Raw genomic sequence first — 649 nt, forward strand, 5'->3', positions numbered from 1 at the left:
AAAGAGGAAAGGGGGGGGGGAGGGGAGGAGGGAGAGGAGGAAAGGAGAGGGAGGGAAAAGGGGACGAAGGAGAGGAGGACAGAGGGGAAAAGAAAAGGAAGAGAGGAGAAAAGAAAAGGGAAGAAGGAGAAGAAGAAAGAAGAAAAAGGGGAAGAAGAGGGTAAAAGAGAAGAGGAAGGGGGAGAAGAAGAGGAAGGAGATGAGGAAGAGGAGAGGGAAGAAGGAAGAGGAGGAGGGGAGAAGCAAGATAACCGAGAGAGAAGAGGAATGGGAGAAGAAGAGAGAAGAAAAGAGAGAGAAGAAGGGGAAGAAGAGAGGGGTGGGGGTAGAGAAAGGGAGGAAGGAGGAGAAGAGGATAAAGGGGAAAAGGGAGAGGAGGAGAGGAGGGGGGGGGAGAAGGAGGGAGAGGGAAAGGGGGGAGGGAAGGGTGGGAGAGGAGAGAGGGGAGGAGAAGGAGAAAAGGAAGAGAAGGAGGAGGGGGAGAGGGGGGAGGAGGGAGGAAGAGGAGGCGGGGGAGGATGGGAGGGGGGATGGGAGAAGAGAAGAAAGAGGAGAAGGAGGAGGAGAGAGTGGGAGGGGAAAGAAGTAGAGAGGGAAGGGGAGAAGGAGGAGGAGAGAAGGAAAGAGGAGAAGAGAGGAAGGAAAGGGG

General features: G+C 55.2%; 1 protein-coding gene. It reads left to right on the top strand.

Annotation, left to right across the window (positions count from 1 at the left end; genetic code table 11):
* Positions 1 to 589: hypothetical protein (locus tag VE25_RS23805; protein WP_201776022.1), on the top strand; the 589-nt coding region annotated here is incomplete at its 5' end.
* Positions 590 to 649 lie beyond the last annotated feature (60 nt).

It is taken from the genome of Devosia geojensis, assembly GCF_000969415.1.
Lineage (GTDB): Bacteria > Pseudomonadota > Alphaproteobacteria > Rhizobiales > Devosiaceae > Devosia > Devosia geojensis.